The organism is Streptomyces lavendofoliae (genome assembly GCF_014649735.1).
Classification (GTDB): domain Bacteria; phylum Actinomycetota; class Actinomycetes; order Streptomycetales; family Streptomycetaceae; genus Streptomyces; species Streptomyces lavendofoliae.
In genome coordinates, this window is sequence record NZ_BMTP01000001.1 from 236,987 (window position 1) to 251,344 (window position 14,358).

Sequence of the window (14,358 nt, forward strand, 5' to 3'; positions counted from 1 at the left end):
ATGGATAGGGTGGTGGGCATCCCTGTACGCCCCGTACCGCCCGTACGCAGACACCAGGAGCGACCATGAGCGCTGTGCACCCCGCTGGAGGCGACACCGCGGCGGGCCGCTCGTGGCCCGACGTCCTGAACGCCCTGCTGGAGGGGCGCGACCGGAGCGCCGACGACACCGCGTGGGCGATGGACCGCATCATGCGCGGCGAGGCCACCGACGCCCAGATCGCCGGCTTCGCGGTCGCCCTGCGCGCCAAGGGCGAGACCGTCGAGGAGATCACCGGCCTGGTCCGCGCCATGTACGCGCACGCCAACCTGATCGAGGTGCCCGGCCCGTCCGTGGACCTCGTCGGCACCGGCGGCGACGGCGCCCGGACCGTCAACATCTCCACCATGTCCGCGATCGTGGTCGCCGGGACCGGCGCCAAGGTCGTCAAGCACGGCAACCGCGCCGCCTCCTCCGCCTCCGGGTCCTCCGACGTGCTGGAGAAGCTGGGCGTCAACCTGGACCTGACGCCCCGGCGGGTGGCCGAGGTCGCCGAGGAGGCGGGCATCACGTTCTGCTTCGCCGTGAGGTTCCACCCCGCGCTGCGGCACGTGGCGGCGGCCCGCAAGGAGCTCGGCATCCGGACGACGTTCAACTTCCTGGGCCCGCTCACCAACCCGGCGCGGGTCAAGGCCCAGGCGACCGGGGTCGCCGACGCGCGGATGGCGCCCATCATGGCCGGGGTGCTCGCCCAGCGCGGCTCCTCCGCGCTGGTGTTCCGCGGTGACGACGGGCTGGACGAGCTGACCACCACGGCCACCTCCAAGGTGTGGATCGTCCGCGACGGCACGGTGCGCGAGGAGACCTTCGACCCGCGCGACGTCGGCATCGGCCTCGTCCCCGTCGAGGCGCTGCGCGGCGCGGACGCCTCGTACAACGCCGACGTGGCCCGGCGGCTGCTGGCCGGGGAGACCGGGCCCGTGCGCGACGCGGTGCTGCTGAACGCGGCGGCGGCGCTGGTCGCGCTGGAGCCGTCCGACGCCCCGCTGGCCGAGCGGATCGGGGCGGGCATCACCCGTGCGGCCGAGGCGATCGACTCGGGAGCGGCGCGGGTGGCGCTGGACCGCTGGGTGGCCGCCAGCAACGCCTGACGCCTCGCCGGGCGCGTGACGCCCGGGGAGGGTGCCCTTCCGGGTCCGTCCCGAGGGGGGCCGGTGGTGCGGGGGCGGGGCCGTCGCCCCGCCGCGCCGCCGGCCCCCCTCGGGTCACCCCGCGGGGGCCGCGTCCGCGTCGTCCGGCGCCGGGCGGTGTCCCGGGATCCGGACACGGGTTGCGTGCGGGCGATCACGTGGTTTAACTTCTCGGCAGGTCATGAGTGACAGCGACTACGGCCCCGGCCCGCTGTCCGGCAACCCTCCGTCCGTGGCGGGGTGCCCCGGGTGAAGACCAGGCCGCAGGCGGCGAAGTCTGTGGCAAGCGCGGACCCCTGCACACCCTGGGGTCCTGGTCCTCAAGGGAGCAGTCTCGTGAGCAAGCGAATGCGATAGGGCGTTTCCGCCCCTTCTTCGGCACCCCCTTTTTCTCCTCTCGCCGCGCCGCACCCCTGTGCGCCGACGCGACGAATTCGCCTGCCCTTACGGGAGTTCGCCATGTCTGTCTCCACCATTGCCGCCGACCGGTCCGTTTGTGCCCCGCTGCCCGTTCTGGGGCGGGATGTCACCGTGCCGCTCGTGACCGGCGGCGAGGTCACCTACGCCGCGCTCGACTACGCCGCCAGCGCGCCGGCCCTCCAGCGGGTGTGGGACGACGTGGCCGCGTACGCGCCGTACTACGGCAGCGTGCACCGGGGCGCCGGGTACCTGTCGCAGCTGTCGACCGACCTGTTCGAGAACAGCCGCGTCGCGGTGGCGGAGTTCCTCGGCTGCCGGGACGACGACCAGGTCGTCTTCACCCGGTCGACCACCGACTCGCTGAACCTGCTGGCCGCCGCGCTGCCCGCCGGCTGCCAGGTGTTCGTCTTCGAGACCGAGCACCACGCCTCGCTGCTGCCGTGGAAGGACGCGCGGGTCACCTACCTCGACGCGCCCGGGACGCGGGGGGAGGCCGTCCGGACCCTGGAGCGGGCGCTGGCGGACCGGGAGCCCCACGGCCCGGCACTGGTGTGCGTGACCGGAGCGTCGAACGTGACCGGTGAGCTGTGGCCGGTACGGGAGCTGGCCGCCGCCGCCCACGCCCACGGCGCCCGTATCGTCCTGGACGCCGCGCAGCTGGCGCCCCACCACCCGGTCTCGGTGCGGGACCTGGACGTCGACTGGGTGGCGTTCAGCGGACACAAGCTGTACGCCCCGTTCGGCTCCGGCGTCCTCGCGGGCCGGGCGGACTGGCTGCGGGAGGCCGAGCCGTACCTGGCCGGCGGCGGCGCGTCCCGCAAGGTGGCGCGGCGCGCCGACGGCGGGGTGGACGTCGAGTGGCACACCACCGCGGCCCGCCACGAGGCCGGTTCGCCCAACGTCATCGGCGTGTACGCCATCGCGTCCGCCTGCAAGGCGCTCACCGAGGCCGGGTTCGACGGCCTGGTGGCCCGCGAGCAGTACCTGATCGGCAAGGTGTGCGACGGGCTCGCCGAGGTGCCGGAGGTCAAGGTGCTGTCGCTGTTCGGCGACGACGCCTCCCCTCGCCCCGCCGGGGCGGCGCCCACCCGGGTGGGGGTCGTCTCCTTCGTCGTACGGGGCTGGAACAGCTCGCACTTCGCGGCGGCCCTCTCGGCCGAGTACGGCATCGGCGTCCGGGACGGGCTGTTCTGCGCCCACCCGCTGGTGCGCACCCTGCTGGGCGGCGACCCGCAGGAGGCCGGCGAGTGCGGTGCCCCGGACGGCGGGACCACCTCGCTGAACGCCATCCGCGTCAGCTTCGGGGCGGGGACGCCGGACGAGCACGTCGACCGGTTCGTCCGGGCCGTGAAGGAGCTCGTCCGGGACGGCGCGCGCTGGAACTACCGTACGGAGGACGGGCGCTGCGTGCCCGACCGCGGCTAACCGCCCGGGGTACGGGCGCGGCGGACCGCGCCGGCCGGGTCAGGGAGCGGGGTCCGGAGCGTGGGGCCGCGCGGCGGCGGGGGGAACCGCGGCGAAGCGGTGCCGACCGGCGAACACACCGCCCGGGACGACCTCGGCGGCGGAGCGCGCACCGGGGCACGCGGGCCCGGCCGGGCCGTGACGGGGGGCCCTGAGCCGGGTGCCCACCAGGACCGTGCGCAGCGCCCGTTCGGCCGCGTCCGCGAGCAGTTCGGCGGCCCGGTCCAGCGCCTGCGCCGGGGGCAGCGGGCCGGGCGCGATCGACTCGTAGGCGTCCAGCCCCGCCTCCCCGGCGCCCTCGCCCAGCGTGCCCGCCAGCGCCAGGACCGGTACGCCCGCCGCCCGGGCGCGCCGCGCCACCTCGCCCGGCACCTTGCCCCGCGCCGTCTGGACGTCCAGCGTGCCCTCGCCGGTCACCACCAGGTCGGCGCGGCCCAGCCGGGCGCCCAGGTCCAGCCCGTCGAGGAGCACCTCGAAGCGCGGGACCAGCCGGCCACCCACCGCCGCGAGCCCCGCGCCCAGCCCGCCGGACGCCCCGGTACCGGGGGCGCACCGCAGGTCGACGCCCGGGGCGCAGGCCGCCGTGAGCGCGGCCGCCCAGTGCTCCAGGGCCGCCGACAACTCCTCGCACTGCGCCGGGGTCGCCCCCTTCTGCGGGCCGAAGACCCGGGCGACCCCCCGCTCGCCGCACAGCACGTTGTACGGGTTGCACGCCACCAGCAGCTCGGTGTCCGCCAGCCGCGGGTCGAGCCCGCGGGTGTCGAGGACCGCGAGCCGGGTCAACGACGAGCCGCCGTGCGGCAGTTCGGCGCCGGACGCGTCGAGGAGCCGGACGCCCAGCGCCCGGAGTGCGCCCGCGCCGCCGTCGGAGGTGCCCGAGTCGCCGCACCCGACCAGGACGCGCCGGGCCCCCGCGTCGAGGGCCGCCCGGATCAGCTCCCCGACGCCGTACGTGGTCGTGGCGCCCGGGTCGCGGCGGCCCGGCGGCACCAGGGCGAGCCCGGCGGCGGCGGCCATCTCCACCACCGCCGAGCCGTCCCCGAGCAGCGCGAAGCGGCTGCCCACCGGGTCCCCCAGCGGGCCGGTCACGGCACGGTCGACGAGCCGGCCGCCCGTCGCGGCGGCCAGCGCCTCCGCCGTGCCCTCACCGCCGTCGACCAGGGGGATCAGGTCCAGCTCGGCGTCCGGCAGGACCCGCAGCACCCCCTCGGCGATGGCCTCGGCGGCCTCCCGCGCCGACAGGGACTCCTTGAAGCCGCTCGGGGCGACGGCGACGCGGTAGCTCATCGGGGGACCTCCAGGAGGACGGGCACGCCGAACAGCGGCCAGACGGTCAGCGCGAAGACCAGGACCAGGCCGGCCGTCAGCGGGGCGAGCACCGCCGACAGCCGCAGCAGGTCGCGCGGGGTGTAGGTGGGCACCCCGGCGGGGAGGTCGCGGAAGAGCGCGACGGGCTTGGCCGACGCGGGCAGCGTGTGGCAGAACCCGGCCGCGGCCGTCGAGGCGAGCGCGGCGGCGACCGGGTTGACGCCCGCCGCGGACGCCGCCACCACGACCAGCGGGACGAGCACCGACGAGCGGGCCGAGCGCGATTGGAGCACCAGGTGCGCCGCCGTGCTGACGACCACCACGACGGTCAGGAACAGCCAGGGCGGCGCGTGCGCCGGCAGGCCCGCCACCAGCCACCCGGCGGCGCCCGAGTCGGCGAGCGCCACGCCCATCGCCGTCGTCGCCGCCATGAACAGCAGCAGCGGCCACGGCACGGTCCGCAGGCCGTCCTTGAGCCGCACCGTCCCCAGCGCCGGTGACGCGGCCACCACCGCGCCGATCAGCGCCACGACCGCCGGGGACACCCGGTGCAGCGGCTCGCTGCACCACAGCACCACCACCGTGGCCAGCAGCAGCGCGCAGCGCGACTCGGCGGTGGACAGCGGCCCCGTGACCGGCGCGCGCGCGTGCGCCTCGACGTCCGCCGGGGTGACGCGCACCGGGGCACGGCGGTCGTCGCGCGTGGTGGTGGTGAACAGGACCGCCTCGGCGGCCAGATGGGACGACACCACCGCGAGCGGCAGCCCGAGCAGCAGCCATGTCACGAAGCCCAGCCGCTGCCCGGTGTGCTCCCACAGCACGCTGACGGTGATCAGGTGCGCCCCGGCGCCGATGAGCGTGGCGACGGCGGACAGCAGCACCACCGTCGGGAACAGCAGCGCGAGCATCACCACCAGCCGCCGGCGGTCCGCCAGCACGGCGGCCAGGGCCAGGAACACCGGCAGCGCGAGCGCGGCCCGCCCCGAGGTCGCCGGCACGGCGAACGAGGTGACGACGAGGGCGGCCGTGGTCAGGTGGACCAGCTGGCGCACCGTCCGGGCACCACTGACCAGGAACGCCGCCGCCCGCCCCGCGAGGCCCGTCCGGGTGACCGCGGCGGCCAGGACGAACGCGCAGATCAGCAGCCAGATGGTCTCGTCGCCGAGGGTGGCGAAGAGGGTCTCGCTGCTGATCACGCCCGTCGCGGTCAGGGCGAGTCCCGCGCCCAGCGCGACATAGGTGTCGTCGACCGGGGTCGCGATCCAGGCGACGGTGGCGAGCACGAAGACGGCGAGGGTGAGGCGCGCGTCGGCGCCGAGACCGGGGAACAGGGCCGGCATGGCCAGCAGCGTGCACAGCCCCAGCCCGCCGCCGGCCCACGCCGCCCGGCCGGGGGTGAGGGTCACGTGATCAGTCTCGGTACGTGCGATGAGTCCCCAATGAGCGCTTTGTTAAGGGAATTTCATGGAACGGGGCGCTTCATGGCATGCGGTAGCCCATGCCGCGCACCGTTTCGAGCCGCCGCGCGCCCAGCTTCTTCCTCAGCGCCCGCACGTACACGTCCACGATGTTCGAGCCGGGGTCGAAGTCGTACCCCCATACGTGGGACAGGATCTGCTCCCGCGACAGGACCTGGCCCGGGTGGCGCAGGAACAGCTCCAGCAGCATGAACTCACGGGCCGTCAGGTCGACGGTCCGGTCGTCCGCCCCGGCGCGCCGGGTGCGCAGGTCGAGGCTGAGGTCACCGCTGCGCAGCACCGTCACCTCGGGCGCGCGGGCCGCGGTGCGCAGCCGGAGCCGTACCCGCGCCAGCAGCTCCTCGAAGCGGAACGGCTTGGTCATCCAGTCGTCGGCGCCGCCCTCCAGGCCCGCCACGGTGTCCCGTACCGAGTCGCGTGCCGTCAGCACGATCACCGGCAGCGTCACCCGCGCCTCGCGCAGCTCGCGCAGCACGGTGAAGCCGTCCCGGCCGGGCAGCCCGATGTCCAGCACCATCAGGTCGAAGCCGCCGGTGACCGCGTAGTCGAGGGCGGTGTCCCCGTCGGCGGCCACCGTGGTGGTGAAGGCGTGGGCCCGCAGGCCCTTCTCGACGAAGGAGGCGATCCGCTCCTCGTCCTCGGCGATCAGGACCCGGTTCACTCGTCCTCCTCCTCCGCCGGGCGCGCGCGATCCGGCACCAGCGCGTCCTCCAGTACGAGTACGAAGGTGGCTCCCCCGGACTCCGCCCGGGGGGACCCCCAGCCGCCCTCGGTCGGCCGCAGCTCCACCCGGCCGCGGTGCCCCTCCGCGATGGCCTTCACGATGGACAGCCCGAGCCCGGCGCCGCCGCCCGCGCGGGTGCCCCGCCGGACGGTGCCCCGGCGGAACCGTTCGAAGATCACGGTTGCGTCCTCGGCCCGTACGCCGGGGCCGGTGTCGGCGACGTACAGCTCGATCCGGTTGCCGGTCTCGCGGGAGCCGATCCCGATGCGCTGGCCCGGGACGGTGTGCTGGACGGCGTTCTGCGCCAGCTGGACCATCGCCTGGGTGATGCGCTGCGGGTCCAGCTCGGCCTCCCGGTCGGCGACGCCTTCCAGGACCCATTCGCGCTCACCGAGGGCGCGGGCCTTCACGAACACGTCGGCGGTCAGCTCGCCCAGCTGTACCGGCTCCGGCGTGACGAAGTCGGGGCGCTCGGCCTTGGCCAGCAGCAGCAGGTCCTCCACGATCCGGCTCATCCGGTCCAGTTCGTCGGTGACGAGCCGGATCGTCTCCGCCTGTTCGGCCGGGTCGTCGCCCATCAGCTCCAGGTGGCCGCGCACGATCGTGATGGGCGTGCGCAGTTCGTGGCCGGCGTCGTCGACGAACTGGCGCTGCGCCGCGAACGCCCGCTCCAGCCGGTCCAGCATCGCGTTGAACGTCTCGGCGAGCAGCGCGATGTCGTCACGGCCCCGCACCGGGATGCGGCGGGTCAGGTCCTGTTCGGTGAGCTGGGCGGCGGCCCGGCTCACCAGGCGTACCGGGGCGAGGATGCGGCCCGCGACGGCCCACCCGATGCCGGTGGTCATCAGCAGCGCCACCCCCGAGATGGCGAGCTGGGTACGGAACGCCTCGGTGGCGATGGCCCGTTCGTCGGCGGCGTGGAAGGCGACGACGAACGCCCCGGGCGGGGCGTGGCCCGCCGGGTCGATGGGCACCTTCGCCCACCGCACCTCGCCCCACGGCCGGTCGAGGGTGCCCGAGCGGGCGGGGGAGGCGAGGATCCGGGCGAGGGCCTCCCGGTCGCGGTGGAGGGCGGCTCCGGTGGTGTCGCGGGGCTGCCGCAGCACGGACGGGACGCCGCCCGGCCCCCGGGTGAGGCCGAGCAGTTCCTCGTCGGGGTCGGAGTACTGGCGCTGGAGGAACACCTCCAGCAGGCGGCGCGGGTCGCTGAACCCGGCGCCGGTGCCGGGGTCCACGCCCTGGTCGACGAAGTTGGCGAACTCGCGGGTCTCCTGGGTGAGCAGCCCGCTGATCCGGTGGTCGACGTCGCGCAGCAGGATGGAGCGGGTCGTCATGGCGACGGCGGCCAGCGCCACCGCCATCATCAGCAGCAGCCAGAGCAGGATCCGCACCCGGGCGGAGACGCGGCGGTCAGGTGTCGTCACCGAAGTCGTCACCGCGGTCGTCATCGTCGTCGTCCCCCGCGGTGGCCGGCGGCCCGGGCACCACGGTGTCGGTGGGCGTGGTACGGGCCGGCGCGGCGCCGCCACCGCCGCCGCCACCGGCCGGCCGGGCGGGCGGGGCCGAAGTGCCCGCCGGTGTCCCCGCGGGCGCCCCGCCCGGTGCGGGAACGGCGCTGGGCGTGCCCCCGGCGCCGCCGCCCGGCGCCCCGGCCGGCGCGGACGCGGCGGTGGGCGTCCCCGTGCCGCTGGCCGGCGCCCCGCCCTGTTCCGCGCCCGGCCGGCGGGCCGGCGGCGGGGTGCCCGGCCCGGTGCTCGTGGACGCGCCCGCCGCGCTCCCGGACGGCCGGGGCGTGGCGCCCAGTTCCACTTCGGGTGGCACCCGCGGTGCCTGGGGGGTGTCGGCCAGCAGGTGGCTGGTCGCGGCGATGCCGAGCGGGATGGCGACGACCGCGGCGAGCGTCGCCATGCGATGGGAGAAGGCCATGGGGCACATCCTGGGCGCGGGCCCGCCACGCCCGGATGAGCGCCGGATGAAGGCTCCTTCATGAACGGTGCGGGTTCCCCGCACCCGCCGGGCCTTCGCGGAGGGAGGCGCGGAGGGTCGCGCCGCGGGCCGGCAGCGCCCGAGCCTGCGGGGAAGGAGCCCGGGACGCGCCCGCCCGGGCCGGACCGGCGGGCACCGGGCCCGCGCGCGGACGCTCACGCGGGCGCGCGCCGGGGCGTCCGGGGTGCCACCCGTCCGGGTGATGCGCGAGCCGGCCGGGCCGCCACGGACGCGTGGCCCCCTCCCGTGAGGTCCCCGCCCGCCGGGGGGAAGCGCCCGCGAGCCCGGTCCGGGTGGAGCCGCGCGCGGGGTGCGGGGGAGTTACGCCCCGGACCGGGGGAGGAGCCACGCGCCGGGTCCGCGAGGAGTCACGCGCCGGATCAGGAGGAGCTACGCGTCGAGGCCGATCGCGAACGCGGCCTCCAGGTCGTGCTGGGAGTACGTGCGGAACGCCACGTGGGTGTCCGTCGCCTCGACGCCGGGGATCTTGCTGATCCGGCCCGGGATGACGTCCGCCAGGTCGTCGTGCCGTGCCACACGGACCATGGCGATGAGGTCGTACGTACCCGTGACGGAGAAGACCTCGCTGACGCTGTCCAGCGAGGCGATCGACTCGGCGATCTCGGGGATGCGGTCCACGCTGGTCTTGATGAGCACGATCGCGGTGATCACGGCTGTCCTTCTCCCTCGGTGGCCGCTGGGTGGGCCTTCACTCTAGCCCCCCGCCCGAACCGCACCCACGCGTAGAGGAAGCCCAGGCAGAAGCCCACCACATGGGCCAGGTAGGCCACCCCCGGGCCGCTGTCGGCGCCCCGGGCGGCCAGCCACTGCAACACGAACCAGAAGATCAGCACGATCCAGGCCGGGAAGCGCAGCGGCAGGAAGAAGAGGAAGGGGAAGAGGCTGGTGACCCGTGCCCTGGGGAAGAGGTGGAGGAAGGCGCCGAGCACTCCCGAGATCGCCCCGGACGCCCCCACCAGGGTCTGGTCGGAGTCGGCGTGCGCCACCGCGTACCCGAGCAGCGCGAGGCAGCCGGAGCCCGCGTAGAAGAGGGCGAACTCCAGGTGGCCCAGCCGTTCCTCGGTCATCGCGCCGAACACGTACAGGAACAGCATGTTGCCCAGCAGGTGCAGCCAACTGCCGCTGACGAACAGGGCCGTCAGCGGGGACAGGAGGACGTCCGGGGAGCCGCTCAGCAGCTCGGCGGGGACGATGCCCCAGCGGCGGAAGTACGAGCTCTGGGCGGCGAGGAGCGTGTCGCCCGTGCCGTACGACGGGTTCAGCCCGGACACCGGACTGATCAGGAAGACCAGGAAACAGGCGCCGATCACGGCGTACGTCACGGTGGGCCCGCGCCAAGCGATCATGGACAGATCATGACGTAAACGGAGGGAGCGGGACAGGGTGCCTCGCCGCGCCACGGGGGTACCCGCGAGGCCGTAGGGTTACGGCACGCACACCCGCAGTTCGACGGCGCACCGCGGATCCCGGACCCGGCACGATGGAAGAGGACGGAACGATGACGACGGTTCCCCTGCCGACCGCGACGACCCGCTGGCGCTGCACGCTCTGCGGCAATCTGACGCGCTTCGACGTCACCCGCTCGTCCAAGGTCGTGGAGTACGTCCATCTGGACCTCGCGGGCGAGCCCACGGTGGAGGAGCGCGAGGTGGTCAGTGAGACCATCGAGTCGGTCCGCTGCCGTTGGTGCAACGCGGTGGACCGGATCGAGCTGGTGGACAGGCCGGACGCCGCTTCCTGAGGGACCTGAGGCGGCCCGGCGGGTCAGGACGGACGGGTAGTGGGGTGACGAATCGTGGAGCAGCCCGACAGCGGCGCTGAGCCGGCCGGCGCGGCCGGTGACGCCGCCGAGGCGCTCGACCGCCCGCTGCCCGACGGTGTGCGGCGCCGGGTCGTCGCGCTGGTCTCGGACGCCTTCGGCGGCCTGACGGTCGCGGAGCTTCCCCCGCAGCTGCGCCAGTACGCCCGGTTCACCCCGTCGCGGCGGGCCAGGTTCGCGGGCAACGCGATGGCGGCCGCCCTGGAGGGCGACCCGGTCTTCCGCCAGCGGATCGGCGAGCGCCTCAAGGAGGGGCAGCCCGAGCTGGCCCGCGCGGTCGAGTCCGGCGCGCCGCCGGCCGCCGCCGATCCGGTGGACGTCGCCGCGACGGCGTACGTACTGCGCCCCGCCGGCTGGGTCAAGCTGGTCGCCGCCGCCGGTGAGGAGGCCCAGCGGGCGGACGCCGAACGCGCCGACGAGGCCGGGCGGCGGGAGCTGGAGCGGCTGCGCGCCGAACTGGCCGAGGCCCGCGCCCACACCAGGACCGAGACCGAGCGGCTGCGCGCCGAGCTGGACGCGGCGCGCAAGGAAGCCGAATCGCTTCAGCGCAAGCTGCGCAGCGCCCAGAGCGACGTCAAGCGCGGCGAGGCGGCCCTGCGCCGCAGCCGGGCCGACGCCGACGGCGTGCGCGCCGAGGCGGCGGCCCAGGTGTCCGCCGCGGAGAGCGAGACGCGGCGCCTCAAGGCCCGCCTCGGCGAGGCGGAGGCCGCGCTGGAGGCCAGCCGCCGGGCCACCCGCGAGGGGCGCTCGGTGGAGGACATGCGGCTGCGGCTGCTGCTGGACACCGTCCTGGAGGCGGCCCAGGGGCTGCGCCGCGAGCTGGCCCTGCCGCCCGTGTCGGTGCATCCCGCGGACACCGTCGACGCGGTGGAACCGGGCCGGATGTCACCCAAGGACATCGCGGCCCGCGCCCTGTCGGAGACCGACCCGGCGCTGCTGGACCAGTTGCTGGCGCTGCCGCAGGCGCACCTGGTGGTGGACGGCTACAACGTCACCAAGACCGGCTACCCGACCATGCCGCTGGAGAAGCAGCGGCTGCGGCTGCTGGGCGGCCTGTCGACGCTGGCCGCCCGGACGGGCGCGGAGGTCACCTGCGTCTTCGACGGCGCCGAACTGGCGGCCCCGGTGCTGCTCGCCCCGCCGCGCGGGGTGCGGGTGCTGTTCTCCAAGCCGGGTGTCACGGCCGACGAGCTGATCCGCCAGCTGGTGCGGGCCGAGCCGCCGGGGCGGCCGGTGGTGGTGGTCTCCACCGACCGCGAGGTCGCCGACGGCGTCGCCAAGTCCGGTGCGCGCCCCGTCGCGTCCGCCTTGTTGCTGAAGCGGCTTTCGCGCGTCTCGTAACTCATGGGCGCAATGCCCGGTTTGGGGAAACGTACCGTCAAGTGCCCATGACGCACCGTGGACTGTATGTAAAGAATGTGGCCCCTGAGCGAGATTTTTCGCATGAGGATTTGAACTGATCACAAGATGGTCACTAGGGTCTGGCCACGAACCTCCGCGCAGTTGATCACTCATCGGGAGTGACAGCGGAGGAACCGCCTAATTCCGTGCGGTCCGGCCTGTTTCGCGGGGGAGCCGGGCCAGGTACGGAGCCGGGGCCCGACCCCACAGCCCGGCAGGCGGCGCAGAAGGAAGAAGGAGCTCGCCTCCGTGGCGTCCCACCGTCGTCCCAAGCAGCCGAGCCGCGCCCGCGTGACCGTGCTCACCGCAACCGCCGCCGCTGCCGTCGCCCTGTCCTCCCAGGCGGCTCAGGCAGACCCCAAGCCGAGCAAGACCGAGGTCAAGGCGAAGGTCGACAAGCTCCACCACGAGGCCGAGGTCGCCACCGAGCAGTACAACCTCGCCGACGAGCAGCGCGGCAAGCTCCAGAAGGAGGTCGACGCCCTCCAGGACCAGGTCGCGCGCGGCCAGCAGGAGCTCAACGAGCTGCGCAACGGCCTCGGTTCGGTCGCCACCGCCCAGTACCGCTCCGGCGGCATGGACCCCTCGCTCCAGCTGCTGCTCTCCTCCGACCCGGACAGCTACCTCGACAAGGCGTCCGCCGTCGACGCCATCAGCGCCAAGCAGGCCGAGGCCCTGGAGACCATCCAGGCCAAGCAGCGCACCCTGGCCCAGCAGCGCGCCGAGGCGACCACGAAGCTCGCCGGCCTCGAGGACGTGCGCAAGAACCTCGCCGAGAAGAAGAAGGCCTACCAGGCCAAGCTGGCCGAGGCGCAGCAGCTGCTCAACACCCTGACCGCCGAAGAGCGGGCCAAGATGCAGGAGCAGGAGCAGCGCGCCAGCCGGGCCGCCAGCGAGCGCGTCGAACTCGGCAACGAGGTGCCCGCCTCCCAGCGCGGCGCCGCCGCGCTCGCCGCCGCCGACACCCAGGTCGGCAAGCCGTACGTCTCCGGCGCCGAGGGCCCCAACTCGTACGACTGCTCGGGCCTGACCCAGTGGGCCTACCGCCAGGCCGGCGTGGCCATCTCCCGTACCACCTACACCCAGCACAACGACGGTGTGAAGATCGGCCGCAGCCAGCTGAAGCCGGGCGACCTCGTCTTCTTCAGCAACCTCTCGCACGTGGGCCTCTACGCCGGCAACGGCCAGGTGCTGCACGCCCCCTACCCGGGAACGGTCGTGCGCTACGAGGCGATCGAGTACCTCGGCGACTTCCAGTTCGGCGTGCGCATCTGACCCCCGTGCCCGTCCGCACACCTTTGACGCGCCCGAACCCCGCGCCCGATCGGGTGGTTCGCCGCTCTCCAAGCTGACGCTCCGCCCCGCCGGTGACCTTGTGGTCTCGGGCGGGGCGCCGTTGTTCGACGCCCGTACGGTCGCTGGCCGCGGTGTGATCGCCCGGCTACTGTCTGGCGCGCAACAGCCGCACGGCCGGTACGGCATCGGCCGCACGGCCTCACGTCAGCGGAAGGGAGCGCGGTTCGTGGCGTCCCATCGCCGGTCCCCGTCGTCCTCGTCATCGGTGCTCTCCCGGAGCGCGAAGGCCACCGTCCTCTCCGCCGCGGCGGTGACCGCCGCCGCGTTCGGCGCCACCCCGTCGAGCGCCGACCCCGGCACGGAGAGGCGGACCGCCCGCGCCGAGGTCGACCGGCTCTACGCGCAGGCGGAGCAGGCCACCGAGGGCTTCAACAAGGCGGACGAGCGCGCCGGCGTGCTCCGCGAGCAGGTCTCCCAGGTGCAGGACGGCGTCGCCCGCGGGCAGGAGCGGATCAACCGGATGCGCGGCGCGCTCGGCGCCGTCGCCGGAGCGCAGTACCGGTCGGGCGGCATGGACCCCGCGCTCGCGCTGCTGCTCTCCGAGGACCCCGACACCTACCTCGACAAGGCCGCCGCCCTCGACCGGATCAGCGAACGGCAGGCCACGGCCCTCACCGAACTCCGGCGCGCCCAGCGGGACCTGGCCCAGCAGCGCGCCGAAGCCGGCCGGCTGCTCGCCGAACTGGAGCGCAGCCGCGCCGCGGTGGCGCTCCACAAGCGCACCGTCGAGCGGAAGCTCGCCGCGGCGCGGGCCCTGCTCAACTCCCTGCCCGCCGAGGAGCGCGACGCCTTCGGCCGCGCCTCCCGCTCCGGCCGCGACGACCCCCTGCCCGGCGGCGAAGCCGTGTCGGGGCGCGCCGCCGCCGCGGTGGCCGCCGCCCGCTCCGCCCTCGGCAAGCCGTACGTGTGGGGCGCCAACGGCCCCTCCGGATTCGACTGCTCGGGCCTGATGCAGTGGTCGTACGCACAGGCGGGCGTCGGTCTTCCGCGCACCTCGCAGGCCCAGCGCCACGCCGGGCGGCACGTCCCGCTGTCCGAGGCGCGCCCCGGCGACCTGGTGACCTACCGGGACGACGCCAGCCACGTCGGGATGTACGTCGGTGACGGCCAAGTGGTGCACGCCCCCTACCCGGGCGCGTCCGTGCGCTACGACCCGGTGGGGATGATGCCCGTCAACGCGGTCACCCGGGTCTGACCGCGAGCACGGCCGTA

At 74.9% G+C, this 14,358-nt stretch carries 13 protein-coding genes and 1 riboswitch; of the genes, 6 read left to right on the plus strand and 7 right to left on the minus strand.

The window, feature by feature from the left end; genetic code table 11:
• Positions 1-65: 65 nt before the first annotated feature.
• Positions 66-1,130 (plus strand): anthranilate phosphoribosyltransferase, encoded by a 1,065-nt coding sequence (gene trpD / locus IE109_RS01110; protein ID WP_189548488.1) that lies wholly within the window; start codon positions 66-68, stop codon positions 1,128-1,130.
• Positions 1,131-1,346: 216 nt separating this feature from the next.
• Positions 1,347-1,464, plus strand: a riboswitch (SAM riboswitch).
• Between the two features lie 164 nt (positions 1,465-1,628).
• Positions 1,629-3,014 carry an aminotransferase class V-fold PLP-dependent enzyme gene (locus IE109_RS01115; protein WP_189548489.1) on the plus strand — a complete coding sequence of 462 codons (1,386 nt, stop codon included), beginning with the start codon at positions 1,629-1,631 and terminating at the stop codon, positions 3,012-3,014.
• A gap of 39 nt (positions 3,015-3,053) precedes the next feature.
• Here IE109_RS01115 and IE109_RS01120 read toward each other — a convergent pair whose 3' ends face one another.
• The 7 genes from IE109_RS01120 to IE109_RS01150 form a co-directional block, all read right to left on the minus strand.
• Positions 3,054-4,340: a glycerate kinase family protein gene (locus IE109_RS01120; RefSeq protein WP_189548490.1), complete on the minus strand. Its 1,287-nt coding sequence runs from the start codon at positions 4,338-4,340 to the stop codon at positions 3,054-3,056.
• Complete coding sequence (locus IE109_RS01125) at positions 4,337-5,767, minus strand: SLC13 family permease (protein ID WP_373297597.1); 1,431 nt, start codon at positions 5,765-5,767, stop codon at positions 4,337-4,339. Before IE109_RS01125 ends, IE109_RS01120 begins: the two co-directional genes overlap by 4 nt.
• A gap of 73 nt (positions 5,768-5,840) precedes the next feature.
• Positions 5,841-6,500 carry a response regulator transcription factor gene (locus tag IE109_RS01130; RefSeq protein WP_189548491.1) on the minus strand — a complete coding sequence of 220 codons (660 nt, stop codon included), beginning with the start codon at positions 6,498-6,500 and terminating at the stop codon, positions 5,841-5,843.
• On the minus strand, positions 6,497-8,011 hold the full coding sequence (locus IE109_RS01135; RefSeq protein ID WP_229890421.1) for a sensor histidine kinase: 1,515 nt from the start codon (positions 8,009-8,011) through the stop codon (positions 6,497-6,499). The genes IE109_RS01130 and IE109_RS01135 overlap by 4 nt, the downstream gene beginning before the upstream one ends.
• Positions 7,974-8,489 carry a hypothetical protein gene (locus IE109_RS01140; RefSeq protein ID WP_189548492.1) on the minus strand — a complete coding sequence of 172 codons (516 nt, stop codon included), beginning with the start codon at positions 8,487-8,489 and terminating at the stop codon, positions 7,974-7,976. Before IE109_RS01140 ends, IE109_RS01135 begins: the two co-directional genes overlap by 38 nt.
• 450 nt (positions 8,490-8,939) lie before the next feature.
• On the minus strand, positions 8,940-9,221 hold the full coding sequence (locus IE109_RS01145) for an Lrp/AsnC family transcriptional regulator (protein WP_064071695.1): 282 nt from the start codon (positions 9,219-9,221) through the stop codon (positions 8,940-8,942).
• Entirely contained in the window at positions 9,218-9,916 is a 699-nt protein-coding gene (locus tag IE109_RS01150; protein WP_189548493.1) for a rhomboid family intramembrane serine protease, read from the minus strand. The genes IE109_RS01145 and IE109_RS01150 overlap by 4 nt, the downstream gene beginning before the upstream one ends.
• A gap of 152 nt (positions 9,917-10,068) precedes the next feature.
• On the opposite strand from IE109_RS01150, the gene IE109_RS01155 reads away from it, so the two are divergent.
• The 4 genes from IE109_RS01155 to IE109_RS01170 all read left to right on the plus strand — a co-directional run bounded on the left by IE109_RS01155 (position 10,069) and on the right by IE109_RS01170 (position 14,341).
• Positions 10,069-10,311, plus strand: coding sequence for a hypothetical protein (locus tag IE109_RS01155; protein ID WP_189548494.1), 243 nt, complete (start codon positions 10,069-10,071; stop codon positions 10,309-10,311).
• Between the two features lie 54 nt (positions 10,312-10,365).
• Entirely contained in the window at positions 10,366-11,730 is a 1,365-nt protein-coding gene (locus IE109_RS01160; RefSeq protein WP_189548495.1) for an NYN domain-containing protein, read from the plus strand.
• 309 nt (positions 11,731-12,039) lie between these two features.
• A complete protein-coding gene (locus tag IE109_RS01165; protein ID WP_189548496.1) occupies positions 12,040-13,065 on the plus strand; it encodes a C40 family peptidase in 1,026 nt (341 codons plus the stop codon).
• Positions 13,066-13,312: 247 nt separating this feature from the next.
• Positions 13,313-14,341: a C40 family peptidase gene (locus tag IE109_RS01170; protein WP_229890423.1), complete on the plus strand. Its 1,029-nt coding sequence runs from the start codon at positions 13,313-13,315 to the stop codon at positions 14,339-14,341.
• Positions 14,342-14,358 lie beyond the last annotated feature (17 nt).

What these genes read in the sequence shown, in the direction of transcription:
- IE109_RS01135 (WP_229890421.1), bottom strand. Translation starts at nt 8,011, where the DNA reads ATGACGACCGCGGTGACGACTTCGGTGACGACACCTGACCGCCGCGTC.
- IE109_RS01155 (WP_189548494.1), top strand. Translation starts at nt 10,069, where the DNA reads ATGACGACGGTTCCCCTGCCGACCGCGACGACCCGCTGGCGCTGCACG.
- IE109_RS01120 (WP_189548490.1), bottom strand. Translation starts at nt 4,340, where the DNA reads ATGAGCTACCGCGTCGCCGTCGCCCCGAGCGGCTTCAAGGAGTCCCTG.
- IE109_RS01150 (WP_189548493.1), bottom strand. Translation starts at nt 9,916, where the DNA reads ATGATCGCTTGGCGCGGGCCCACCGTGACGTACGCCGTGATCGGCGCC.
- IE109_RS01115 (WP_189548489.1), top strand. Translation starts at nt 1,629, where the DNA reads ATGTCTGTCTCCACCATTGCCGCCGACCGGTCCGTTTGTGCCCCGCTG.
- trpD (WP_189548488.1), top strand. Translation starts at nt 66, where the DNA reads ATGAGCGCTGTGCACCCCGCTGGAGGCGACACCGCGGCGGGCCGCTCG.
- IE109_RS01140 (WP_189548492.1), bottom strand. Translation starts at nt 8,489, where the DNA reads ATGGCCTTCTCCCATCGCATGGCGACGCTCGCCGCGGTCGTCGCCATC.